Genomic DNA, 23,234 nt, shown 5'->3' on the forward strand with positions numbered 1-23,234 from the left:
GTTATCAAGAATTGTTTGTAAATGGAGCGTGTTGCTAATTCTGTAGGCAGTTTGGATGGTTTTGGAATCGGAAATTGTAAAACTGACTTGTGTTTTAAGTACTAAAACAACCTAGCGGGGCGAATGTATGTGGTTTTGGTAACTTTTGACCGCGTTTTGATTATAAATCATCGGTAAAATGTCGCTTGCCTTTGCTTTTTTTGAATTTATCACTATTGTAAGCCTTTGAACTTCCCCTGGGAATAGACAAGGAGGTCCATTTTTCGCCTTTTCGAAGTTTACCTATATAAACCATTTGTCCAATATGATACGAGTAATGACCCAGTTGTCTGAAGATAGCCTCAGCTACCGTGTGTCCTTCGTTTCTAATATATATTATCTTGTTAAGATCACTTTCCTTTAATGGAGAAATGGCCTCAAACAAACAGGTCCAGCCTTTTTCCCAGTCTATCAAGAGCTCATCCAAAGAAGTATAGGATGCTTCAAATTCTTGATCACGCTGGCGCCACTCTTTTTCACCATCTTCAGTTAGAAAATTGGTCCAACGGCTCAACATATTCCCAACCATATGCTTCACCATAATGGAAATACTGTTGGAATCAGCATTGGGTTGATAATTGATGTCCTCAAATGAGAGTTGCGCCATTGTTTTATCTCCAACTTCTTTGTAATAATTGAACTGCTTTAAAATTCCGGATAATCGCGTGTTTTCCATGAGATAAAGTTAAAGAACTACAATCAAATTATATGAACTAAACTCCAAATTCTAAGCTCCAAATTCCAAATGCCAAGTGGGTGACAATTGATGATTAATTAGTTGGAATTTGGGATTTAATACATTGATAATTTACTTATTGGCTGGAACAAATTCCAATGCTGCACCATTGATACAATGACGCTTCCCTGTAGTTTTTTTTGGACCATCATCAAAAACATGACCTAAGTGTCCGCCACAGGTAGCACAATGTTCTTCATTGCGCAGATAGCCTAATTTTCTATCTGTAGAAAAGGCGACATTGCCTTCGATAACCCTGTCAAAACTTGGCCAACCGGTCCCTGAATCAAATTTGTGTTCACTTTTATATAAAGGTGTTTTGCACGCCGCACAAACATAAGTTCCAGCTCCGTGATAATCATTCAACGGACTGGAGAAAGCTCGTTCGGTACCAGCTTGTCGGAGTACATGGTATTGTTCAGCTGTTAATAGAGCCTTCCATTCGGCATCTGTTTTGGAAACTTTAAATTCTTTGGTTTCCCGAGTATCACTGTCTTTCTTTTGAGCAGAACTGTTGCAACTAAAAACGAAGCTTAACAAAAGTATCAATGGTAGTGTTTTCATAACGGTATCTTTGTGGATTTAAAATTAAGTCGAAATCTATCTTGTTTCCTTTCTCAATAAAGGTATAAGATAATCATAAGGATTTTAAAAAAGTATTTCATGTTACTTTGTCTACGTAATTTTAGTACTTTAGGATTTTATTTTTAACTATCTTAACACTTTCTAACCCTTTGAACCCTTTAATATGGCAAAAGTAACGCCTTATAGTCGTTTTACCGATTTTGATATTAATCTATTTTTGGCTGGAAAGCATTTCAGGCTTTATGAAAAATTTGGGTCGCACATCATGGAAGTTGATGGTATAAAAGGTACCTATTTTGCAGTGTGGGCGCCGAGTGCTAAAAAAGTTTCTGTAGTTGGCGATTTCAATAATTGGAATGAGAATGTCCATGTACTCAATGTCAGATGGGATAAAAGTGGGGTATGGGAAGGGTTTATTCCTAAAGTTGGAAAGGGTGATATCTACAAATATAAAATCACCAGCCATCATAACAATATAAAAACAGAAAAGGCAGACCCTTATGCCCGTCGTGCTGAACATCCGCCACAAACGGCCTCCGTTATATGGGAAGACGATTATAAGTGGAAAGACGACGATTGGATGTCCAAGCGTAAAAAGAACAATGCCTTAAATGCTCCGTTCTCTGTTTATGAAGTACATTTAAGTTCTTGGAAACGCCATGAAACCGAAGATCGATTTATGTCTTACGTTGAATTGGCTGATGAACTTGTTGCATATGTTAAAAAAATGAAATTCACCCATGTGGAGCTTATGCCCATTATGGAATTTCCGTATGATCCAAGTTGGGGCTATCAGATTACTGGCTACTTTGCACCAACATCGCGATTTGGTTATCCTGAGGAATTTAAGTTTCTGGTCGATACGCTTCATAAGAATGATATTGGTGTTCTTTTGGATTGGGTGCCATCGCATTTTCCTGAGGACGCTCACGGACTGGGATATTTTGATGGTTCTTGTCTGTATGAACATCCAGATAGACGCAAAGGCTATCATCACGATTGGAAAAGTTTGATATTTAATTATGGACGAAATGAAGTGAAGTCGTTTTTGATCAGTAATGCCCTTTTTTGGCTGGACCAATTTCATGCCGATGGTTTACGGGTAGATGCGGTAGCCTCGATGTTATATTTGGATTATTCTAGAAATGACGGTGAATGGGAGCCAAACATGTATGGTGGAAGAGAAAATTTAGAGGCAGTTGCATTTATTAAAGAAATGAATGAAGCTGTGTATTCCAATTATCCTGACGTTCAGAATATTGCCGAAGAATCCACGGCTTTCCCGATGGTGTCGCGACCAACATTTTCTGGCGGACTTGGTTTTGGAATGAAATGGATGATGGGTTGGATGCATGATACCCTCGAATATTTTGGCAAACCACCAATTTACCGCCAATACCATCAAAATGATTTGACTTTTTCAATGACCTATGCGTTTTCCGAAAATTTTCTGTTGCCGCTAAGCCATGACGAAGTGGTGTATGGAAAGCGTTCTATCTTAGGACGGATGCCCGGAGATGAATGGCAGCGTTTTGCCAATTTAAGATTGTTGTACAGTTATATGTTCACACATCCGGGAGGCAAGTTGCTTTTTATGGGTTGTGAGTTTGGACAGATCAACGAATGGAATTTTAGAGGGAGCTTGGATTGGCATCTGATGGAATCTAAATTTCATCAAGGGGTGCAGAATCTGATTACAGATTTAAACGTTTTATATCAATCTGAACCCGCCATGTATGAACAACAATTTTCCGGAGAGGGTTTTGAATGGATTGCTTATGACGATCATAAGAACTCTGTTTTGGTCTATATACGAAAAGGTGAAGATCCAAATAATGATGTATTAGTAGCCTGCAATATGACCCCAACACCAATGGTTAAGTATGGCATTGGAGTTCCAAAAAAGGGCAAACTTCAGGAGATTTTTAACAGTGACGACAAAGTATACAATGGTACTGGTGATTTTAAGAACAAGGTCATTACAACCAAGAAATCCGAATTGCACAATCGCGACCATTCTGCAGAAATCATCATTCCACCTTTGGGCATGGTTGCTTTTAAATATATCAAACCTAGCAAGTCCTCCAAAAAGATCTCGGATAAATCGGCGGTAAAGAGTAAAGCAAAACCAGTTAAAAAATCGGCCGTGAAAACCTCGAAAACAAAACCTAAATCGGAAGGATCAAATGTGAAAATTGAAAATAAGGAGACCGATATCAGTAAAGTGAAGACCAGATTGTCGGAAAAGAAACCCGAAGCCAAAACTTCCAAAAAACCAACAAAAAAAACAAAGAAAATTTTGACCCAAACCACTTCTAAATCCCCCAAATCCAAGTCAATTCCTAAGAAAACTGACCAAAAAGGATAATTGTCAGTCCAATTTCATCGATTAATCAATACTCAAACGTTATAGTTAATAAGTACTATCAACTTAAATTTTATATTTGAAAACTTATGTGTTTTTTTATGAAAATTATTACCGAATTATGATTATAAATACTGAATTAGAACAAAAGGGAAATTTATTCCCATCAAAAATAGTCGCTTATAGAAAGGACGTGGACACGCTTTATTTTTCCACTGATAATGATGTCGTTCTTGAAATGACCATTGTAAGAGATAGTGTCCTTCGTTTTAGATATACTACCACGGGAACCTTCGAAAAGGACTTTTCTTATGCCATTACAAAATATGCCAGCAAGGGCTACAATCTTTTAGAGATTGAAGAAGAGGCAGAATCCTATAAGATCACCACTTCAAAACTTATTTGTCATATTAAGAAAGACAATTTACAGGTTTTGATATTTGATGCCAAAGACCATAGACTGATCAATGAAGACGAATTGGGCTTCCATTGGGAGGAAAGCTATGAATATGGCGGCAATATTGTAAAGATGAGCAAGGTATCACATGATGGCGAGAGCTATTTTGGATTGGGTGACAAACCTGTTGAACTCAATTTGAAGGGCAAACGCTTTGAAAACTGGGTGACGGATAGTTACGCTTTCGGTAAAGATACGGACCCTATTTATAAAGCTATTCCATTTTACACCGGATTGAAGGATAAAAAAGCTTACGGTATTTTCTTTGACAATAGCTTTAGATCGTATTTTGATTTTTCGCAGGAAAGACGAAATGTGACGAGCTTTTGGGCTCAAGGAGGTGAAATGAACTATTATTTTATCTATGGGCCTCAAATGGAGGATGTGGTAGCCAATTATACAGATCTAACAGGAAAACCTCACCAATTGCCACCATTATGGGCATTAGGTTTCCACCAATGCAAATGGAGCTATTATCCTGAATCTACCGTAAAGGAAGTCACATCCAAGTTTAGGGAGTTGAAGATTCCATGTGATGCCATTTATTTGGACATCGATTATATGGACGGTTTTAGGTGCTTCACTTGGGATAAGAATCATTTCCCAGACCCAAAACGCATGGTCAAGGAATTAGCGGATGACGGGTTTAAAACAGTAGTCATCATTGACCCGGGCATTAAAGTAGATAAGGACTATTTTGTTTTTAAGGAAGCTTTGGAGAATGATTACTTCTGTAAACGTGCAGATGGTCCGTATATGAAAGGGAAGGTATGGCCAGGAGAATGTTATTTCCCAGATTTTACCCACCGGAAGGTGCGTGAATGGTGGTCTGATTTATTCAGGGATTTGGTTGAAAACATTGGCGTAAGAGGGGTTTGGAACGATATGAATGAGCCTGCAGTGATGGAGGTACCCAACAAAACCTTTCCAGATGATGTAAGGCACGAATATGACGGAAACCGTTGTAGCCACAGGAAAGCACATAATGTTTATGGCATGCAGATGGCCAGAGCAACTTACCAAGGAGTAAAGAAATTTGCCTATCCAAAACGACCATTTGTAATTACAAGGGCAGCCTACTCAGGTACACAACGCTATTGTTCTACTTGGACGGGAGATAATGTGGCTACTTGGGAACATTTATGGATTGCCAATGTTCAGGCGCAACGAATGGCCATGTCGGGATTCTCTTTTGCTGGGAGTGATATTGGAGGATTTGCAGAACAGCCAAGTGGCGAATTATTCACCAGATGGATCCAACTTGGAATTTTCCATCCGTTTTTCAGGGTGCATTCTTCAGGAGACCACGGAAATCAAGAACCTTGGGCATTTGATGAAGACGTTACCGATATTGTCCGTAAATGGATTGAGTTGCGTTACCAACTATTGCCTTATTTATATACCACATTTTGGAAATATGTGGAAGAAGGAATTCCAATGCTGAAATCCTTAGTGTTATTTGATCAAGAGGATGTACATACCCATTATCGATCTGATGAATTTATTTTTGGAGAACAGATATTGGTATGCCCAATCTTGGAACCAAATGCCCGTGGCAGACGTATGTTCATTCCACGTGGGGAGTGGTTTAACTTTTGGACGGATCAAATTGTTTCGGGTGGAAAGGAAATGTGGGTGGATGCCGAAATAGAATCGATCCCAGTTTTTGTCAAAGCAGGAGCCATTATTCCGAAATATCCTGTACAACAATATGTTGGAGAGGTAAATATTGATGAAGTCACACTTGATGTTTATTTTAAAAACGGAAAGGAATCTTCGACCCTTTTTGATGATGCACATGATGGTTATGACTATAAAAAAGGGCGTTATAGCCTAAGAACGTTTAAATTGACTGGAAAATCGGATGAGCTCATTATCCAACAACACAAAGAAGGAAAGTTTGATGCTGGATACCAAAAATTTAAAATTGAGCTTCATGGACTTCCATTTACCATAACAAAAGTGCAGATTGATAATGTAGAAATATCGTTAAATGAACTTAAAATAAATGGCAACAATTCAATGATTATTGACAAAGGTTTCTCTGAATTGCATATTTTTGGGAACTAAAATTTTAATAAATTTACAACAGCAAAAACTATTTCTATTTGAGTTAATCAATAAGGGAATGGTTTTTGTAATTTTATGTTCTATTAAACTTAACATAATTACAGATGAAATATAAAAATTCAATAGTAACGATGGGTGTATTGGCACTTTTCTTATCCTGTGCAACAAATCCCTTTACAGGAAATAAGACTTTGGCTCTTGTGCCGAACTCACAACTTTTCCCTACTGCATTTGCCCAGTATGATGAGTTTTTGACGGAGAACAAGGTGATTAGAAATACGAAAGAAGCTGATATGGTGAAACGTATCGGTCAAAAAATTGCCGTCGCCGCTGAGCGCTGGTTAGATGCCAATGGGTATCAAGGGTATTTAAAAGATTACCAATGGGAATATAATTTAGTTGACGATAAAACGGTTAACGCGTGGTGTATGCCAGGAGGTAAAATTGTTGTGTATTCAGGTATTTTACCAATCGCACAAGATGAGGCGGGACTAGCGGCAATCATGGGGCATGAGGTGGCACACGCATTGGCCAATCATGGCCAGCAGCGTATGAGTGCCGGAATGTTGCAACAATTGGGCGCAGTGGCCGGGAATGTTGTTATTAGCGATCCAGAAACCTTGAATCTTTTTAACCAAGCGTATGGTGTTGGATCTCAAGTAGGAGTGATGCTTCCATTCAGTAGAAGCCATGAATCCCAGGCCGATGAAATAGGTCTTTATTTAATGGCCATTGCAGGCTATGAGCCAATGGAGGCCGCTAACTTGTGGAGACGCATGAGTGCTCAAAGTGGAGGAGGTGCTCCACCAGAGTTTTTGAGCACACACCCTGCCAATGAAACCCGAATCAAAAATATTGAAGCTCATGCTGATAAAGCGAGAGCTGAAGCCAGAAAATTTGGAGTCACTTCTTTTAAAAGTTAATCCATCCTTGCTCCATAATAAATATCAATTTTAAAAGCTGTTCATGTCCGATAGTGGAGTGAACAGCTTTTTTTGCTTTCAACTTATGTTGCATGTATTATTGAATCTTCCAAGGCGATCGATAATAAACATTAACAATAAATAATAATCAATTAACGACAATGAAGCAACATCAAAAAGGAAGTAAGAAATTACTGAATGCATGGGCCTTTTATGATTGGGCAAATTCAGTATATACACTGACCATCGCATCCTCAATTTTCCCCATATTCTATTCCGCACTGTTTGTTTCTGAAATCAAAAAGGTGAATGCCTTTGGTTTTGAATTTAAAAGTACGGCCCTTATCACATTTGTTACCGCATTTACGTTTTTGGTCGTTGCCGTTATTTCACCTATTTTATCGGGAATTGCAGACTACGTAGGCAACAAGAAGAGTTTTATGAAGTTTTTCTGTTATATAGGTGGTTTGGGATGTATTGGTTTGTATTGGTTTAGCTTAGAACGTATCCATCTTAGTTTGTTGTTTTACTTTATGGGTTTGATAGGCTATTGGGGGAGCCTGGTATTCTATAATTCGTACCTTCCTGATATTGCTTTTCCTGAACAACAGGACAGAATCAGTGCCAAAGGATTTTCATTGGGATATATTGGAAGTGTGCTTTTGTTGATCATCAACCTAGTCATGGTGATGTACCCGGAATCTTTTGGTTTTAATATAGCCATCGATCCAGATATTTTGGCCACAGGAACGGATATAGAGATTGAATTGGCTTCTGAAGCGGCCAGAAATGCTGCATCAGTTGAGGCCATGAGAGTGGCTTTCATTACCGTTGGCCTATGGTGGATTCTCTTTAGCCAATACACCTTTTATGTCTTGCCAAAGGGCGTTTCAAATGGACATAAGGTTACCAAATCAATCGTTTTTAATGGATTTAAAGAGTTGAGATCCGTTTGGAAAGCATTGACCAATAATCTGAGATTGAAGCGTTATCTCGGAGCCTTTTTTGTTTTTAGCATGGCGGTGCAGACCATTATGTTGGTGGCAGTTTACTTTGGTGAAGAAGAAATAGCTTGGGAAGATAGTGACGGAAAAACCATGGGTTTAATTTTTAGCATTTTAATTATTCAATTGGTGGCAGTTCTCGGAGCAGTTTTAACATCTCGGGCTTCGGCTAGGTATGGAAACATCAACACCTTGATAGCCGTAAATTTTATTTGGATGAGTTTGTGCTTTTACGCCTATTTCATGGTAACGCCAATGGATTTTTATATTGCCGCTGGCTTTGTCGGGTTTGTGATGGGTGGGGTTCAGTCTTTGGCGCGTTCCACCTATTCCAAGTTTTTACCGGAAACTAAGGATACCACTTCGTATTTTAGTTTTTATGACGTGGCAGAAAAAATAGGAATTGTTATCGGAATGGTCATTTTTGCTACCATTGACCAAATAACTGGAAGTATGCGCAATGCCATTTTGTTTCTGTTTGTCTTTTTCTTGTTTGGAATTGTGTTGCTTTTTAGAGTTCCAAGAAAAGCCTAATGTGGTTATCCCTTAAGAGTATAATCACAAGAAGATTCGCTATAAAATAAAACCCCGATCTTTATTGCTTTCTGATACTCCCTGAACCTGCAACGTTTGAATCTTCAGTTTTTGGATTTCCAGAGTATTTTATGTCACCAGAACCTGATACACGTGCTTTCAAATGCCCATTGCACACCACCTTGGCAGCTCCAGAACCATTTACTGAAACCTCCACATCGTTAGCAAGAAGATCAAATCCTTTGTAATCTCCAGAACCGGTAACACCCGTTTTTAAACTGTTGGTCTGCCCTTTCAAAGTCAAATCGCCAGACCCTGTAACACTGGCATCTATCGATGTAGCTTTTACAACTAATGTTACGTCTCCAGAACCTGTTATTGAGGCATTGAAATGAGTTGTTGAAATGGTGTTTTCATTCCAAACTTCGCCTGAACCCGTCAGTGATACAGTATTAATATCCTCAAATGGAACTGTTATCTTGATTGTTTTGTTCCTTGAGGTTTGTAAATTGATTTTATTTTCAGTTCTGATACTCAAGGCTCCATTTTTTACTTCGGTAATAATATATTGCAACAAATTTTCTTCTCCTTCAATTTTGATTTTGCCCTCTGTTCCCGAAACCAAAACATAATCAAAAGATCCGGCAAACTTAACAGCGTCATAGTCAGCGGTTGTTCGGATAATCGTCGTAACATTGCCATTTCCTTTAATTCTCCTTTGGGCGTGAATGGTGCTGACAATGAATAATAATGCGAGTAATGCGATAGTTTTTTTCATCATTTTGTTGGTATAAGTTGCCATTGGTAATTTTGAATACATTTGATAGGAAATCTTGTTAGTTAATTTCTTTTAAATGTTACACTTCCATAATCAGACGTAATTTTTATGAGGTTACTGGCATTGACATCTCCATGATATCCCTGATAATATTTGTCTGTAGATTCCACTTTCTTTTTTATGAATTGGAAGTCCTCACTGCCTCTAAGCGATGCGTATTCCAATTTAATATCAAACTTAAATTGATATCCAGAATCATACCCAATGGTTACACCAGTATAATCTGAATCTATGGAAACGTTGCCAGCATTTGAAGTCATTTTGTCAATTTTTATGGATCCGTAGTCGGCAACGATTTGAATGTTTTTATAAATTTCACCAAAACGTGCAGTGAGGTAATCCCCATTGCCTTTTACATTATTGGCCTTTTCAACTGTTACTGATCCATAATCGCACGTGTAATTGACATTTTCAGCAATTTCGACGATAGATTTTGTATAATCCGCAGTAATGTCAAGATTTTTGGTTTTTGCTACGGTAAAACTGCTGTAATCTGCATTGATCTTCCCACTTTTAATATATTCGAAATAACTATTATTGGTGTAGTCAAACGAAATCAAATTATTGTCGGCCATCAGCTCTTTGGTGGTTATTTTTCCGTAATCACAGGCTATTTTTGCATGACCATCCAATCGATCCATAATGATGCTTCCGTAATCATTGCTCAAATCCACACTGTTGCTTATTGGTAGTTTTACCAAATAATTGATTTCCATATTGACTTGGCTATTTCTTCCCCAGTTCCACCAACTTCCAGATTTATTTTTGTCAAATATGGTTTTTGCAGACACCATAGTCGAGGAGGCCTGAAAATCGACTGTAATATTATCTAATTTCTCTTGGACCTTTTCCAGATTATTGCCATTGGTTTTAATGTTTACTTCAATCCTGACTTTGTTCCCGACATAAGTACTAATATTGATATTACCATAGCTGTTGCTAATTTTTAATAGGGCATCATGGTTGACAGTAAATTCTTTTTTAATGGTTTTCTCTTTGGTGTGCTTACCACCCCACTCATTTTCCGCAAAATTCAAATGGGAAAGAAGTAAAAAAATAACGAGTATATATAGTTTGGTTTTCATAAGTATTAATTTAAAGTATCATAGGATTTTGTTCTGAGTGTTCGAATTCCTTAAGTTTTTCAATAGATGCTAAAACATTTTCCAAAATGTCGATTCGGCTTTGGAAATTACTGATCATGGCATAAATGACGCGTTTATCTTGACCGCTTTCCTTTAAGTCAACTTTTAATCGTTCATAATTTTTTTCTAATAATTCCAATTGCTTTAATGCATCTGAAATAAGCACCTCATTTTCTGGGCTTCGTTGCGCATTTATTTTTTTCAATTCAGAATTGATTGCCGTTGTAAAAAAATCCTGTGTTTGTGAAAGTTCAGGAGACACACTTGCCAAATCATTAACTTCCATTTTATTTTGAAAAAAAACAAACAGTCCAAAGCAAATGAGTATGGATGCAGCAATCGAAAGAAATGTTTTGTATGACTTTCTTTTGGGAGCTTTATCAACTTTAGAGCTGTCTTTTAAGTTTAGCTTGTCTAAAAAACGTTGTTGATGGCCCGTAGTTGGTAATTCCACATCGAATTCGTCTTTTAGATTCTTGAAAAGTTCTTCTATTTTATCCGTTTCCATAATTAAATTTTTAAAATCCGGCCACAGGTTTTAATTTTTGTTTCAGACTGTCTTTGGCCCGAGAGATCATCGTTCTACAATTGGCATAACTGATATTCATAATCTCTCCTATTTCATCATAATCATAACCTTCAATTAAAAACAAGGTTAAGATTAGTTGGTAATTTTCCTTTAGGCTTTTCATGCATTGCATTATTTGGGCAGCCTTGACATGAGTCCACTCATGATCTTCGGTAACACCTTGATCATCTTCAACCTTATATAAGACCTCTTCTAAGGGAACATCGTAGTTTTTTTTGTTTTTGTGGTAGTCATAAATACTGTTATTGATGACAATTCTCTTCAACCAAGAGCCAAACATTGAAGCGTCTTTAAGAGTGTCAAGCTTGGTAAAGGCCGTCAAAAAAGATTCCTGCATAATGTCCTCAGCCTTAAAACTGTCTTTTACAATTCTAAAGCTAGTATTGTACATGGCTTTGTAATATCTCCTGTATACCTCCATTTGAGCGCGTTGGTTACCAGATTTACATTGCTCAAGCAAAACTTCAATATGCTGATCGGTTCGTGTCAAAAAAAAACAATTGCTTGTATTAATGATGAAGTTACTTAAACTTTGTTACAGTTTTATGAAAACTTTTTTGAAAAGAGATCAACAAAGTGTGGAAACATTAAAATGGTTTATCACTATTGGATCATCAATTGGAACTTAATATAATGCCTATTTAAAAAAAAGAATCCGCATCAATTGAATAAATAGGACGGAAGCTTAAAAGAATCAACACTTTGCAAACCGACTATGGCATAACTATTGAATTCATATGAGTTCAATGTTGATGCTGCACTTGTTAAACTGTTGGCTATCAATGATTGAATTAAAGTTTTGACTAGTTGTAAAAATATAAATATGTCATTTTTATGACATAATGACCTTAAACATAATATGAAAGAATCTAAATTTTTAAGTCTTGACAGTTTGTCATTTCAAGAATTTGATGAAAATTCGGAGTTGATTCCGTTGATGACACCAGAAGACGAAGAACTAATTAATAACGAAAAACTACCCGCCACACTACCTATTTTACCATTGCGGAATACTGTGTTATTTCCAGGTGTGGTCATTCCAATTACCGCGGGAAGGGATAAATCCATAAGATTGATCAATGATTCCAACAAAGGAAGTAAAGTCATTGGTGTGGTTTCCCAAAAGGATGGAAGTATTGAAGATCCTGAAGGTAAGGATATTTATAAAACTGGTACCGTAGCCCGCATACTCCGTGTCCTTAAAATGCCTGATGGAAATACCACTATCATTATTCAGGGCAAAAAACGATTTGAGGTAGATCAGGTAATTACAGAAGATCCTTATATTACCGCGACTGTTAAGGATGTAGCTGAGGCGAAGCCAGCGGAAGACAATGAGGAATTCTCTGCCATTATAGAATCTATCAAAGATTTGGCTCTTGAAATTATAAAGGAAAGCCCGAACATTCCATCAGAGGCCAGTTTTGCCATCAAAAACATTGAAAGCAGCTCCTTTTTGGTGAACTTTGTGTCTTCCAATATGAATCTTTCTGTTGAGGAAAAACAGGATTTGTTGGAAATCAACGATTTAAAGGAGCGTGCATTGGCCACCTTAAAATTTATGAATGTTGAGTTCCAGAAGCTGGAACTTAAAAATGTCATTCAATCTAAGGTTCAGAGTGATATGAACCAACAACAGCGTGAATATTTCTTGCATCAACAGATGAAAACCATCCAAGAAGAGCTTGGTGGCGTATCGTATGATGAAGAGATTGACGAAATGAAGGTGCAGGCAAAATCCAAAAAATGGAGTGAGAAAGTAGATACTCATTTTCAGAAGGAATTGATGAAACTGCAGCGCATGAACCCACAGGTTGCAGAGTATTCCATTCAAAGAAATTATTTGGAATTGTTTTTGGACTTGCCTTGGAATGAATTCAGCAAGGATAAGTTTGATCTAAAACGTGCAAAGCGTATTTTGGATCGCGACCATTATGGCATGGATGATGTCAAAAGAAGAATTATCGAATATTTGGCAGTATTGAAATTGCGGGACGATATGAAATCGCCTATCCTTTGTTTATATGGACCTCCTGGAGTAGGGAAAACCTCATTAGGGAAATCGGTGGCAGAAGCTTTAGGCCGAGAATATGTGCGCATGTCTTTGGGCGGATTGCGTGATGAAGCAGAAATTCGTGGACATAGAAAAACGTATATTGGGGCCATGCCAGGACGAATCCTTCAAAGCTTGAAAAAGGCGGGGACCTCCAATCCGGTATTTGTATTGGATGAAATAGACAAACTTTCCAATAGTAACCAAGGAGATCCTTCATCGGCTATGTTGGAAGTTTTGGATCCTGAGCAAAATAGCGACTTCCATGATAACTTTTTAGAGATGGGCTTTGACCTTTCTAAAGTCATGTTTATTGCAACAGCCAATAGTTTGAGTACGATTCAGCCAGCATTGTTGGATCGTATGGAAATCATTGATGTTACAGGATATACCATCGAAGAAAAGGTGGAAATTGCCAAACGTCATTTATTGCCAAAACAAATTAAGGAACATGGATTAACCGAAGAGGATCTGAAAATTGCTAAACCACAGTTGGAGAAAATCGTTGAAGGTTATACCCGAGAATCGGGGGTAAGAGGACTTGAAAAGCAATTGGCGAAAATGGTTCGTTTTGCAGCTAAAAACATTGCTATGGAAGAACCATACAATATAAAGGTCACCAACGAAGATGTTTTGGAAGTTTTGGGGCCTCCGAGGATGCAGCGCGATAAATATGAAAGCAATAATGTTGCTGGCGTAGTGACCGGTTTGGCATGGACAAGAGTTGGGGGTGATATATTATTTATCGAATCTATTTTATCCAAAGGTAAAGGTACGTTGACCATTACAGGTAATTTAGGAACGGTCATGAAAGAGTCTGCCACCATTGCCATGGAATTCATAAAGTCCAATGCCGATGAATTTGATCTTGACCCAGAAGTTTTCGAAAAATATAATGTTCACATCCACGTGCCAGAAGGGGCGACCCCAAAAGATGGACCGAGTGCCGGTGTGGCAATGTTGACGTCGTTAGTGTCACTGTTTACCCAAAGAAAAGTCAAGAACAGTCTTGCCATGACAGGAGAAATTACATTGAGAGGTAAAGTATTGCCTGTTGGAGGAATTAAAGAGAAAATTCTAGCGGCCAAACGTGCGCGCATAAAAGAAATTTTGCTATGTGAAGAGAACAGGCGTGATATTGAAGAAATAAAACCGGAGTATCTGAAAGGGCTTACCTTCCATTATGTAACCGATATGCGGGATGTTTTAAAAGTAGCACTCACTGACGAGAAAGTCAAGAACGCAAAAGTATTGTAATTGGAACGGCAACAAATAGTTGCCGTTTTTTTGATTCAAAAATAAATCAAACATATCAGCGTTTTAAGTAAGAAATACTACTTTTGTCGTTCTATGATCAAGAGGATTACTGTTTTATTCTTTATTGTTTCGAACATCTCAGTTTTCGCACAACTTGGTGGTGAATCTACTTACCAATTCTTGAATTTGGTTTCTTCTCCGCGTCAAGCAGCATTAGGCGGAAAAGTCATTACAAATATTGATTATGACGTAACAAGCGGATTGTACAATCCGGCGACTATAAATGTTGACATGGACAACCAGTTGGCATTAAATTATTCCAGTTATTTGGGAGGGATCAGTTACGGTACGGGAGCATATGCCTATACTTGGGACAGACATGTACAAACATTTCATGTTGGTATGACCTATATCAACTATGGTAAGTTTGATGGCTATGATCAAAACGGGGTTTCTACAGGAACCTTTACAGGAAGCGAAGCGGCATTATCCTTTGGTTATGCGCTCAGAATTCCCTTTTCTGATTTTTATGTTGGTGCCAACGGAAAACTGATAACATCACAACTAGAGCAATACAACTCTATTGGAGGTGCTGTTGATGTTGGAGTCATTTATATAAATGAAGACCTCGATTTTCATGCAGCTTTAACCGTAAGAAATTTTGGAACGCAGTTTACAACCTATGCCGATCTCCACGAGAAACTACCTTTGGAAGTCAATTTAGGACTGTCTCAGACGCTACAACACGTACCAATAAGATGGCATCTCACTTTTGAAAACTTACAGCAATGGCCTATCGGAGTTTCCAATCCCGCTCGGGCAACCACCGATTTGGATGGCAATCAAACTCAAGAGAAAGTTGGGTTGTTGAACGAAGTGATGCGCCACACCATTATTGGTGCAGAACTTTTTCCCGAGGGAGGCTTCAATATCCGATTCGGTTATAATTTTAGGCGTGCTGAAGAATTGCGTATTGTTGATCAACGGAACTTTTCGGGACTTTCCTTTGGAATAGGCATTAAAATGAATAAAATGCGTTTTAGTTATGCCCATGCACGGTATGCAGGCGCCTCAAACACCAGTTTTTTCGGATTACAAATAGATTTAAGATAAACAAAAATGAGTTCCGTGAACACGGAAAATAATTATGAAGAAAATTACAATTGCCATTGACGGATTTTCATCTACTGGAAAAAGTACAGTTGCCAAACAACTGGCTAAAGCTTTAGGTTATGTTTATGTAGATTCTGGTGCTATGTACAGAGCGGTCACGCTTTATGCTATGCAGAATGGCATTATATCCAATGATCATTTTGATGTTGAGAAATTGATTGCTGATTTGGACCGTTTAAAAATTAACTTTAAATACAACAATGCCATTGGTTTTGCTGAAATGTATTTGAATGGTGTAAATGTTGAACATGACATCCGGACTTTAGAGGTCTCACAATGGGTGAGTCAAGTGGCTGAAATTTCAGAAGTTCGCAGAATGTTGGTTTTTCAACAGCAGCAAATGGGCAAAGAGAAAGGCGTGGTAATGGATGGTCGTGATATTGGAACCGTTGTTTTTCCTGAAGCCGAATTAAAATTTTTTATGACCGCTTCTGCAGAAACAAGAGCCAAAAGACGCTTCAAGGAACTTCTTGAACGCAACGAAAATGTCAGTTATGAAGAGGTATTAAAGAATGTGGAATCGCGGGATTTGATTGATTCCACTAGAGAAGATTCGCCTTTAAAAAAGGCGAAAGATGCTATTGAAATAGATAATTCCAGTCTGTCCCTGGAGGCACAATTTGAAAAATTATACGCATTCGCGCGCGAGGTGATTGAAAAGAAATAGGATGGAACAAATTCCAAGTTCCAAGTTCCAAGTTTTGAATTTTATGCTCAATTTTCAAGCTCTAAATTTCAATTGCTCTCGCAGAGGCGCAGGGAGGTCAAGGAAATTCAGGTGACACTATCTGATCTATGTATATTGGAGTCCTAAAAAAAATCAGTGTTGCCTGCCCGGCCGTTCAGGTGGGTGAGCCATCCATTCACAGAAAACTCCAACCTATAAAAAAAACGACCTAAAAAGATCGTTTTTTAATGATTTTAAGTATACTAAAGATTTACAAATTTGGAATGATAAGTTCCTGATTTGGATGGATTAAATCTGGATTCTTTAAAATATCAGAATTTGCAGCGAAGATCTTTTGGTATTTGGAAGGGTCACCATAATATTGTTTCGCTATCTTACCGAGAGTTTCACCTGATTTCACAGTATGTCTAGCAAAAACAGAAGTGTCTGCCACTTTTATGTCTGCTTTGATATCAGTAGGGTTTTCACCACCAATAGCTTTTATTTTATCCCAGAGAAGATTTTTTTCATACTGATTTTTGGCTGTCCCTTTAATTTTTAATACGCCATTTTCTTCTGAAACATCGCCATTTTCTATGTTTAGTTCCTTTCCTAGATCCAAAACACTTTGATACTTAGATTTTACCATGATAGTTATTTTTTAAATTTTAATTTTGTGTAAACGTAAATATATCGATTTTTCCTCAAAATAATAGCGCTATCGAAATCAATGTTTGTCCAAATCATACAAATGAATTAACCATTCTTTTTATGATCATTAAATAATTTGTAAATGAGAGAATTATATTGTATTTTTGCACTCCTTTTAGCGATACTTGTTGGAAGATAAGAGGAATAAAACAAAAAAGCAAATAACACTTCTGTGTGTTGATCGCATAAAACTTCCAGGAACACTCAGAATACAAATTTAGTATTCAGCAAATGTCTGAAAAAGAAACAAATCCGGCAGAGGTAGAAACTACCGAAGCAACAGAAACAGCAGTAGAGACTCAAGCTACTGAAACAAAGGCTTCAAACGTATCAGAAGCGCAAGCAAATCCTGAAAAGTTTTTAAAAGAATTCAATTGGCACAATTACGAAGAAGGTATTGAGCAAGTAGATGATAAAAAACTTGAGGAATTCGAAAAATTAGTATCAGAAAATTTCGTGGATACCCTTGATGATGAAGTGGTTGAAGGTGAAGTGATCCATATTACTGATCGTGATGCTATTATTGATATCAACGCAAAATCTGAAGGTGTAATTTCTCTTAATGAGTTCCGTTACAACCCAAATTTAAAAGTTGGTGATAAAGTAGAAGTATTAATTGATGTTCGTGAAGATGCCAACGGACAGTTGGTATTATCTCACCGTAAGGCTAGAGTAATTAAGGCTTGGGATCGTGTCAACAATGCACATGACACTGGCGAAATCGTAAACGGTTTTGTGAAATGTCGTACTAAAGGTGGTATGATCGTTGACGTATTTGGTATTGAAGCGTTCTTGCCAGGTTCTCAAATTGATGTAAAACCTATTAGAGATTACGATCAATATGTTAATAAAACAATGGAGTTTAAAGTTGTGAAAATCAACCACGAATTCAAAAACATTGTTGTTTCTCATAAAGCGCTTATTGAAGCGGATATTGAAGAGCAGAAAAAAGAAATCATTAGCCAGTTAGAAAAAGGACAAGTATTGGAAGGTGTTGTTAAAAATATTACTTCTTATGGTGTCTTTATCGATCTTGGTGGTGTAGATGGTTTGGTTCACATTACTGACCTATCTTGGTCACGTATCAACCATCCAAATGAAATTGTGGAACTGGATCAAAAACTTAATGTTGTTATCCTTGATTTTGATGAAGATAAATCAAGAATCCAATTAGGTTTAAAACAATTGAGCAAACATCCTTGGGAAGCTTTGGGCGACACGATTAAAGTGGGCGACAAAGTGAAAGGAAAAGTAGTTGTAATTGCTGATTACGGTGCATTTATTGAAGTAGAAGAAGGTGTGGAAGGCTTGGTTCACGTAAGTGAAATGTCTTGGTCAACCCATTTGCGTTCTGCTCAGGATTTCGTGAAAGTAGGTGATGAAATTGAAGCGGTTATCTTAACTCTTGATAGAGAAGACCGTAAAATGTCATTAGGTATCAAACAATTGACTCCAGACCCATGGACTGATATTACTTCAAAATACCCAGTAGGCTCTAAGCACACAGGTATTGTACGTAACTTCACCAACTTTGGTGTGTTTGTAGAATTGGAAGAAGGTATTGACGGATTGATTTACATCTCTGATCTATCTTGGACTAAGAAAATCAAACATCCAAGTGAGTTCTGTAATGTTGGAGACAATTTAGATGTTGTCGTATTGGAATTGGATGTTGAAGGACGTAAATTAAGTTTAGGTCACAAACAAACTACTGACAATCCTTGGGACAAATACGAAACTGAATTCGCATTAGGTACTGTGCATAAAGCAGAAATCTCAGAAATGGTTGATAAGGGTGCTACCGTTGAATTTAACGAAGATATCGTTGCGTTCGTACCTTCACGTCATTTAGAGATGGAAGATGGTAAGAAATTGAAAAAAGGCGACACTGCCGAATTCAAAATTATTGAGTTCAATAAAGAGTTCAAACGTGTAGTTGCATCTCATACTGCTATCTTTAAAGAAGAAGAAATTGCTAACGTAAAAGCAGCTGTTGCAAAAGCAGAAGCTACTGCAGCAGAAGCAAAACCAACACTTGGTGATGCCAATGATGCTTTACAAGCTCTTAAAGATAAAATGGACGGGAAGAAATAATCTTTCAAAACATTTGTAAATCAAAGCCTTCAACTTGTGTTGAGGGCTTTTTTTGTTTGATCGATTCTCACATTAAGTCTTAGGTTCATAAAACCATTGCACACAAGGATTTTTATCCTAAATTTGTAAACCAAATACGTTGGGATCACTATGAGTCAAAAATTGTTACTTAATGCCAAAGAAATCAACATCATTCTTCATCGATTGGCTTGTCAACTCATTGAAAAACACGACGACTTTTCCAATACAGTCCTTATAGGGATCCAACCGAGAGGCAAATTCTTGGCCAATAGATTAGCTCAAATTTTAAAAAGCGATTACCATATAAAACACATAAAATTAGGCCTTTTGGACATCACTTTCTTTAGAGATGATTTCCGTCGTAGTGAAAAGCCGCTTGAGGCGAACACTACAGAGATTAATTTTCTCGTAGAAGATAAAAACATTGTCTTTATCGACGACGTACTTTATACAGGAAGAAGTATTCGTGCGGCTTTAACCGCCATCCAATCTTTTGGCAGACCCAATGAAATTGAGTTGCTTACGTTAATTGACCGACGATTTAGTCGTCATTTACCTATACAACCAGACTATAGGGGAAGACAGGTTGATGCCATCAATAAAGAAAAAGTAAAAGTCAATTGGGTAGAACAAGGGGGAGAAGATGCCATATATCTTGTTAATAGTTAAAAATGAATAGTGAAGAATTATTTCTGCTCGATAAAAAGATCTCAGAGAATGGGGATGAAGTCATCGTTTCTTTTGGTGCTTTTGATGGCTTGGATGAAATTCATCGTGTAGATGCCATGATGTTTGACAATATTCCAGAAGAAATAGGTCGATATGATGGCCATGAAGTGAATATGGATGACACAGACGGGCGACTTTTCGCCTATGGCAGAAATGCCGAAGAATTATTTAAGTTGATGCAGCCCATGTTGCAGCAATTTGATTTTTTGAATCATGCGATGGTTTACCTGCGCTTCAATAAAGAAGATGGTACTTATAGCGAACTTGAGTTTAATTTAAGCCAAGTTGAATAAAATAAATTGAAAATGCCTGTCCATTAATAGCAAGGTGAAGACGGGTAGCATTTGCAAAGGCGGGAAATTGAAAATGAAGTTAAAACCTCGGACTTTGAACCTTTTTAAGAGCGTTTAATGCAAATAAATAATAAGAATAAACAATAAATAATACCGACAATGAGCGAACTAAGTGTCAATCACTTATTGGGAATTAAGGGACTGAATCCACGAGATATTCAACTTATTTTTGAAACGGCTGATCACTTTAAGGAGGTTATCAACAGGCCCATCAAGAAAGTGCCTTCGCTTAGGGATATTACTATTGCCAACTTATTTTTTGAGAATTCAACCCGTACCAAACTCTCTTTTGAATTGGCAGAGAAACGTCTATCTGCAGATGTCATTAACTTTTCAGCATCACAATCTTCTGTAAAAAAAGGAGAAACTTTAGTTGACACCGTTAACAATATTCTGTCAATGAAAGTGGACATGGTGGTCATGCGACATCCAAATCCCGGAGCCAGTGTGTTTTTGTCGCAGCATGTTAAGGCAAGTATCATTAACGCAGGAGATGGCGCGCATGAGCATCCTACACAAGCTTTGTTGGACAGTTTTTCAATAAGGGAGCGATTAGGTGAGGTAAAAGGAAAGAACGTGGTCATCGTTGGAGATATTTTGCATAGCCGAGTTGCTCTTTCCAATATTTTCGCCCTCCAATTGCAAGGAGCGAATGTGATGGTTTGCGGACCAAAAACCTTATTGCCAAAATACATCGATAAACTCGGTGTAAAAGTGGAAACCAATTTGAAAAAAGCGCTCCAATGGTGTGATGTTGCCAATATGCTTCGTGTGCAGAATGAGCGTATGGATATGACTTATTTTCCATCCACAAGAGAATATACACAACAATATGGGGTAAATAGAGCCTTACTCAATTCACTTGATAAAGACATCACCATCATGCATCCAGGTCCTATTAATCGTGGGGTGGAAATTACAAGTGATGTGGCAGATTCCAAACAGGCCATTATTTTGGATCAGGTTCAAAATGGCGTGGCCATTAGGATGGCTGTCATTTATTTATTAGCTTCAAAAATTAAACATTAAATCGACTCATATGATTTTTGATAAAGAAAATAATATTACTCTTATAACTCAAGAAAAAAGTACGATCGTGGAATTGGTAAAAAAACTTGAGGCGACCTATCCAAAGTTTAAGAATGACAATGTCATTATTAATTTATCGGTTTTAAATCCAATTAGTTTACAGGACATTGTGGAATTTTTGGAGGTCTCCAACAGACATCGTCGTGCCAAACATTCCTTCGTTATTGTAACAGATCAGGCCAATTTAGATGAAATGCCGGATGAGATCGTCGTTGTGCCCACCCTTAAGGAGGCGTATGACGTGATTGAAATGGAGGAAATAGAACGCGATTTAGGATTTTGATAGAATTCTCGGGTTTATAAGTATCAAAGTCGAGACTGATTGACGAATAAATTTATAAGTTTGGGTATCGTTATAATTCCATCATTCAGACTATACCAATCCCTTCCACAAAATATCCACACCAATAGATAGGTAATGAAACTAACCATTCTTGGTTGCTTCAGCGCAACCCCTCGTAGAGACACCAATCCGACTGCCCAGGTTTTAGAGATTAACAACCATCTTTTTTTAATTGATTGTGGTGAAGGTACCCAGGTAGAACTACGTCGGAATAAAATCAAGTTCGCCCGGATCAAGCATATTTTCATTTCTCATTTACACGGCGATCATTTTTTTGGATTGGTTGGATTGATTTCTACATTCCGATTATTGACCCGAGAAACTGAACTGCACATCTATTGCCCCAAAGGTTTGAAGGAAGTGATCACTTTGCAAATGAAACTGGCCGATTCGTGGACCAATTATCCTCTTTTCTTCCATGAATTGACCTCCGATAAATCAGAGCTTATTTATGAAGACAATAAAGTAGAGGTGAGAACCATTCCCTTAGACCATCGTATTTATACCAACGGATTTTTGTTTAAGGAAAAAGAAGGAGAGCGTCATTTACATTTACCTTCGGTTGTTGAAGCCAATATTGATATGGCCTATTATAATAAGTTGAAACAAGGCCATGATGTTATCAATAATGATGGTGTGCTCATCGATCATAAAAAAGTCACTCTGCCACCAACTCCTCCAAAAAGCTATGCGTTTTGCAGTGATACAGCCTATAACGAAGATATCGTGCCAATAATCAAGGATGTTGATGTTTTATATCACGAATCGACTTTCTTGGAAAAACATGGTCACTTGGCTGCCATCACCAAACATTCCACCGCCAAACAAGCGGCTCAAATTGCCAAGAAAGCGAACGCCAAAACCTTAATTTTGGGGCATTATTCAACCCGCTATGATGACTTAAATGAATTTAAGTTGGAAGCCCAGACCATTTTCAGACCGGTGAAGTTAGCTAAAGATGGCAAACGGTTTAATTTTGGCTAAACTCATTAAGATGTTTGATCCAGCTCAGCGCTTCACTTAAATTGTCACATCGTTTAAGGCTGATTTTAGCAAACTGCTTTTCGATAGAGGCATTGATATATCCAAAGTCATTGTAAGCTACTGTAGCAACTGCGACAATAAATCCGAATTCTTTATGAAATCTATGCCACAGTTGTGGCTCAATCGAATAGGATTCGACCCTATTGGAGATATATGCAATTTCTAATCCGTCTCCATAATAATCCAAAAGCGCCCCAATAACTTCCAGGATTTTATCCCAGTCAAAGTGAACACCTTCGTGTAATTCAGAGATGACAAAATTTTTGCATAAATAAAACTTTCCAAACGAAAATTCTATTTTTGAATGTGGTACTAGGTCGAAATATTTACTTTCTTCAAATCGCATTTCAGTGAAATAATGTTTAAATTTATAAGAATTTTATGAGCAAAAAAATAAATGCAGTTTTTTAACTTT

Annotated in this window: 20 protein-coding genes and 1 pseudogene; 13 read left to right on the plus strand and 8 right to left on the minus strand. The window is 37.5% G+C overall.

Annotated elements, in window-relative coordinates; translation table 11 throughout:
- Positions 1-160: 160 nt before the first annotated feature.
- Together G6N06_RS04600 and msrB are read right to left on the minus strand one after the other, a co-directional pair.
- The gene (locus G6N06_RS04600) at positions 161-715 is read right to left on the minus strand and encodes a DUF1572 family protein (protein WP_163514890.1); all 555 of its coding nucleotides are present in this window, start codon (positions 713-715) and stop codon (positions 161-163) included.
- A gap of 132 nt (positions 716-847) precedes the next feature.
- Complete coding sequence (gene msrB, locus G6N06_RS04605) at positions 848-1,339, minus strand: peptide-methionine (R)-S-oxide reductase MsrB (protein WP_163514891.1); 492 nt, start codon at positions 1,337-1,339, stop codon at positions 848-850.
- Between the two features lie 184 nt (positions 1,340-1,523).
- Here msrB and glgB point away from each other — a divergent pair.
- The 4 genes and pseudogenes from glgB to G6N06_RS04625 form a co-directional block, all read left to right on the plus strand.
- A pseudogene (gene glgB / locus G6N06_RS04610) lies at positions 1,524-3,425 on the plus strand (1,4-alpha-glucan branching protein GlgB); the annotation flags it as partial.
- A gap of 421 nt (positions 3,426-3,846) precedes the next feature.
- A complete protein-coding gene (locus G6N06_RS04615; RefSeq protein ID WP_163514893.1) occupies positions 3,847-6,252 on the plus strand; it encodes a glycoside hydrolase family 31 protein in 2,406 nt (801 codons plus the stop codon).
- A 104-nt stretch (positions 6,253-6,356) separates the two neighbouring features.
- Complete coding sequence (locus G6N06_RS04620) at positions 6,357-7,175, plus strand: M48 family metallopeptidase (RefSeq protein WP_163514894.1); 819 nt, start codon at positions 6,357-6,359, stop codon at positions 7,173-7,175.
- Positions 7,176-7,336: 161 nt separating this feature from the next.
- Entirely contained in the window at positions 7,337-8,713 is a 1,377-nt protein-coding gene (locus tag G6N06_RS04625; protein WP_163514895.1) for an MFS transporter, read from the plus strand.
- A 61-nt stretch (positions 8,714-8,774) separates the two neighbouring features.
- Here the strand turns inward: G6N06_RS04625 and G6N06_RS04630 are convergent, their stop codons facing one another.
- Genes G6N06_RS04630 through G6N06_RS04645 form a run of 4 tightly spaced genes read right to left on the minus strand, consistent with a single transcriptional unit; the run spans position 8,775 to position 11,775 of the window.
- Positions 8,775-9,533 carry a head GIN domain-containing protein gene (locus tag G6N06_RS04630; protein WP_240337976.1) on the minus strand — a complete coding sequence of 253 codons (759 nt, stop codon included), beginning with the start codon at positions 9,531-9,533 and terminating at the stop codon, positions 8,775-8,777.
- 20 nt (positions 9,534-9,553) lie between these two features.
- The gene (locus tag G6N06_RS04635) at positions 9,554-10,636 is read right to left on the minus strand and encodes a hypothetical protein (RefSeq protein ID WP_163514896.1); all 1,083 of its coding nucleotides are present in this window, start codon (positions 10,634-10,636) and stop codon (positions 9,554-9,556) included.
- A gap of 10 nt (positions 10,637-10,646) precedes the next feature.
- The gene (locus tag G6N06_RS04640; protein WP_163514897.1) at positions 10,647-11,204 is read right to left on the minus strand and encodes a hypothetical protein; all 558 of its coding nucleotides are present in this window, start codon (positions 11,202-11,204) and stop codon (positions 10,647-10,649) included.
- A 10-nt stretch (positions 11,205-11,214) separates the two neighbouring features.
- The gene (locus tag G6N06_RS04645) at positions 11,215-11,775 is read right to left on the minus strand and encodes an RNA polymerase sigma factor (RefSeq protein WP_163514898.1); all 561 of its coding nucleotides are present in this window, start codon (positions 11,773-11,775) and stop codon (positions 11,215-11,217) included.
- A gap of 369 nt (positions 11,776-12,144) precedes the next feature.
- Between G6N06_RS04645 and lon the strand changes: the two genes are divergently transcribed.
- The 3 genes from lon to cmk all read left to right on the plus strand — a co-directional run bounded on the left by lon (position 12,145) and on the right by cmk (position 16,435).
- Positions 12,145-14,595 carry an endopeptidase La gene (gene lon, locus G6N06_RS04650; RefSeq protein WP_163514899.1) on the plus strand — a complete coding sequence of 817 codons (2,451 nt, stop codon included), beginning with the start codon at positions 12,145-12,147 and terminating at the stop codon, positions 14,593-14,595.
- Between the two features lie 93 nt (positions 14,596-14,688).
- Positions 14,689-15,708 carry a type IX secretion system protein PorQ gene (gene porQ, locus G6N06_RS04655; protein WP_163514900.1) on the plus strand — a complete coding sequence of 340 codons (1,020 nt, stop codon included), beginning with the start codon at positions 14,689-14,691 and terminating at the stop codon, positions 15,706-15,708.
- Positions 15,709-15,742: 34 nt separating this feature from the next.
- Positions 15,743-16,435 carry a (d)CMP kinase gene (cmk, locus tag G6N06_RS04660; protein ID WP_163514901.1) on the plus strand — a complete coding sequence of 231 codons (693 nt, stop codon included), beginning with the start codon at positions 15,743-15,745 and terminating at the stop codon, positions 16,433-16,435.
- Between the two features lie 271 nt (positions 16,436-16,706).
- On the opposite strand, the gene G6N06_RS04665 is transcribed toward cmk, so the two are convergent.
- Positions 16,707-17,084, minus strand: coding sequence for a LysM peptidoglycan-binding domain-containing protein (locus tag G6N06_RS04665; protein ID WP_205334721.1), 378 nt, complete (start codon positions 17,082-17,084; stop codon positions 16,707-16,709).
- Between the two features lie 293 nt (positions 17,085-17,377).
- On the opposite strand from G6N06_RS04665, the gene rpsA reads away from it, so the two are divergent.
- From rpsA to G6N06_RS04695, 6 genes are all read left to right on the plus strand, one after another.
- Entirely contained in the window at positions 17,378-19,240 is a 1,863-nt protein-coding gene (gene rpsA / locus G6N06_RS04670; protein WP_163514902.1) for a 30S ribosomal protein S1, read from the plus strand.
- 150 nt (positions 19,241-19,390) lie between these two features.
- Entirely contained in the window at positions 19,391-19,930 is a 540-nt protein-coding gene (gene pyrR, locus G6N06_RS04675; protein WP_163514903.1) for a bifunctional pyr operon transcriptional regulator/uracil phosphoribosyltransferase PyrR, read from the plus strand.
- A gap of 2 nt (positions 19,931-19,932) precedes the next feature.
- Positions 19,933-20,283 carry a hypothetical protein gene (locus G6N06_RS04680; RefSeq protein ID WP_163514904.1) on the plus strand — a complete coding sequence of 117 codons (351 nt, stop codon included), beginning with the start codon at positions 19,933-19,935 and terminating at the stop codon, positions 20,281-20,283.
- A gap of 159 nt (positions 20,284-20,442) precedes the next feature.
- Positions 20,443-21,372 carry an aspartate carbamoyltransferase catalytic subunit gene (locus tag G6N06_RS04685; RefSeq protein ID WP_163514905.1) on the plus strand — a complete coding sequence of 310 codons (930 nt, stop codon included), beginning with the start codon at positions 20,443-20,445 and terminating at the stop codon, positions 21,370-21,372.
- A 10-nt stretch (positions 21,373-21,382) separates the two neighbouring features.
- Entirely contained in the window at positions 21,383-21,715 is a 333-nt protein-coding gene (locus G6N06_RS04690; protein ID WP_163514906.1) for a ribonuclease Z, read from the plus strand.
- Between the two features lie 135 nt (positions 21,716-21,850).
- The gene (locus G6N06_RS04695; RefSeq protein WP_163514907.1) at positions 21,851-22,759 is read left to right on the plus strand and encodes a ribonuclease Z; all 909 of its coding nucleotides are present in this window, start codon (positions 21,851-21,853) and stop codon (positions 22,757-22,759) included.
- Here the strand turns inward: G6N06_RS04695 and G6N06_RS04700 are convergent.
- Positions 22,746-23,165: a hypothetical protein gene (locus tag G6N06_RS04700; protein WP_163514908.1), complete on the minus strand. Its 420-nt coding sequence runs from the start codon at positions 23,163-23,165 to the stop codon at positions 22,746-22,748. The genes G6N06_RS04695 and G6N06_RS04700 overlap by 14 nt on opposite strands.
- Between the last annotated feature and the right edge of the window lie 69 nt (positions 23,166-23,234).

Origin of the sequence: Gelidibacter japonicus, assembly GCF_010725055.1 — a bacterium.
GTDB classification, from domain to species: domain Bacteria; phylum Bacteroidota; class Bacteroidia; order Flavobacteriales; family Flavobacteriaceae; genus Gelidibacter; species Gelidibacter japonicus.

Coding starts and splice junctions, on each gene's coding strand:
- rpsA (WP_163514902.1), top strand. CDS start 17,378: ATGTCTGAAAAAGAAACAAATCCGGCAGAGGTAGAAACTACCGAAGCA.
- porQ (WP_163514900.1), top strand. CDS start 14,689: ATGATCAAGAGGATTACTGTTTTATTCTTTATTGTTTCGAACATCTCA.
- G6N06_RS04680 (WP_163514904.1), top strand. CDS start 19,933: ATGAATAGTGAAGAATTATTTCTGCTCGATAAAAAGATCTCAGAGAAT.
- G6N06_RS04635 (WP_163514896.1), bottom strand. CDS start 10,636: ATGAAAACCAAACTATATATACTCGTTATTTTTTTACTTCTTTCCCAT.
- G6N06_RS04640 (WP_163514897.1), bottom strand. CDS start 11,204: ATGGAAACGGATAAAATAGAAGAACTTTTCAAGAATCTAAAAGACGAA.
- G6N06_RS04690 (WP_163514906.1), top strand. CDS start 21,383: ATGATTTTTGATAAAGAAAATAATATTACTCTTATAACTCAAGAAAAA.
- G6N06_RS04600 (WP_163514890.1), bottom strand. CDS start 715: ATGGAAAACACGCGATTATCCGGAATTTTAAAGCAGTTCAATTATTAC.
- G6N06_RS04615 (WP_163514893.1), top strand. CDS start 3,847: ATGATTATAAATACTGAATTAGAACAAAAGGGAAATTTATTCCCATCA.
- G6N06_RS04620 (WP_163514894.1), top strand. CDS start 6,357: ATGAAATATAAAAATTCAATAGTAACGATGGGTGTATTGGCACTTTTC.
- cmk (WP_163514901.1), top strand. CDS start 15,743: ATGAAGAAAATTACAATTGCCATTGACGGATTTTCATCTACTGGAAAA.
- G6N06_RS04685 (WP_163514905.1), top strand. CDS start 20,443: ATGAGCGAACTAAGTGTCAATCACTTATTGGGAATTAAGGGACTGAAT.
- G6N06_RS04625 (WP_163514895.1), top strand. CDS start 7,337: ATGAAGCAACATCAAAAAGGAAGTAAGAAATTACTGAATGCATGGGCC.
- G6N06_RS04700 (WP_163514908.1), bottom strand. CDS start 23,165: ATGCGATTTGAAGAAAGTAAATATTTCGACCTAGTACCACATTCAAAA.
- G6N06_RS04630 (WP_240337976.1), bottom strand. CDS start 9,533: ATGTATTCAAAATTACCAATGGCAACTTATACCAACAAAATGATGAAA.
- G6N06_RS04665 (WP_205334721.1), bottom strand. CDS start 17,084: ATGGTAAAATCTAAGTATCAAAGTGTTTTGGATCTAGGAAAGGAACTA.
- lon (WP_163514899.1), top strand. CDS start 12,145: ATGAAAGAATCTAAATTTTTAAGTCTTGACAGTTTGTCATTTCAAGAA.
- msrB (WP_163514891.1), bottom strand. CDS start 1,339: ATGAAAACACTACCATTGATACTTTTGTTAAGCTTCGTTTTTAGTTGC.
- G6N06_RS04695 (WP_163514907.1), top strand. CDS start 21,851: ATGAAACTAACCATTCTTGGTTGCTTCAGCGCAACCCCTCGTAGAGAC.
- pyrR (WP_163514903.1), top strand. CDS start 19,391: ATGAGTCAAAAATTGTTACTTAATGCCAAAGAAATCAACATCATTCTT.